The organism is Grimontia sp. AD028, assembly GCF_000973155.1.
GTDB lineage: Bacteria > Pseudomonadota > Gammaproteobacteria > Enterobacterales > Vibrionaceae > Enterovibrio > Enterovibrio indicus.
Map to the genome: position 1 here is coordinate 1 of NZ_LASY01000116.1, position 1,238 is coordinate 1,238.

Annotated in this window: 1 protein-coding gene; it reads left to right on the top strand. The window is 57.1% G+C overall.

Annotated elements, in window-relative coordinates:
- Nucleotides 1-1,238: immunoglobulin-like domain-containing protein (locus tag RN22_RS25210; RefSeq protein ID WP_046307315.1), on the top strand; the 1,238-nt coding region annotated here is incomplete at both ends.

The window sequence follows — 1,238 nt, forward strand, 5'->3', positions numbered from 1 at the left end:
GCGGATGATGACGTGTTTACCGTCTCGGTGAATGCCACCTCTGGCGGTGATTTTGAGGCGCAGCCAACGGCTCCAGCTGCTGTCGAAACTACCATCAATGACGGCACCACCACGGATGCACCGACGCTTAGACTGACCGGCGATGCCTCAGTGAATGAAGGCGAAGCGGCCAGCTACACCCTCACCCTGTCGGAAGCGCCAACTGCTGATTTCACCGTGACTATTGTCGTGGGACATAAAACCACGGAAGATGGCGATGTCACCCCGGTGACCCGCGATGTGGTCATTGCGGCTAACACTACCTCGGTCGACTTTACCATTGATACCCTGAACGACAGCCTGAATGAATCGGCGGATGATGACGTGTTTACCGTCTCGGTGAATGCCACCTCTGGCGGTGATTTTGAGGCGCAGCCAACGGCTCCAGCTGCTGTCGAAACCACCATCAACGATGGCACCACCACGGATGCGCCAACCCTGACCTTAACAGGCGATGCCTCTGTCATTGAAGGTGAAGCGGCCAGCTACACGCTTACCCTGTCGGAAGCACCGACGGCTGACTTTACGGTCACTGTGGTGATTGGTCACAAGACCACAGAAGATGGTGATGTGACGCCTGTTACCCGTGATGTCGTCATCGCTGCGAACACCACCTCGGTCAACTTCACCGTTGATACGCTTGATGACAGCCTCAATGAATCGGCGGATGATGACGTGTTTACCGTCTCGGTGAATGCTACCTCCGGCGGTGACTTTGAGGCGCAGCCAACGGCGCCAACTGCCGTCGAAACCACCATCAATGATGGCACCACCACGGATGCGCCAACCCTGACATTGACGGGTGATGCCTCAGTGAATGAAGGTGAAGCGGCCAGTTACACCCTCACCCTGTCGGAAGCGCCAACCGCTGATTTCACCGTGACTATCGTCGTGGCTCACAAGACCACGGAAGATGGCGATGTCACGCCGGTGACCCGTGATGTGGTGATCGCGGCGAACACCACTTCCATCGATTTCACCGTGGATACGCTTGATGACAGCCTGAACGAATCTGCCGATGATGATGTCTTTACCGTCTCGGTGAATGCCACCTCCGGTGGTGACTTTGAGGCGCAGCCAAGCGCCCCGGCTGCGGTGGAAACCACCATCAATGACGGCACCACCACGGATGCGCCTACCCTGACACTGACGGGCAATGCGTCAGTGAATGAAGGTGAAGCGGCCAGCTACACCTTGAC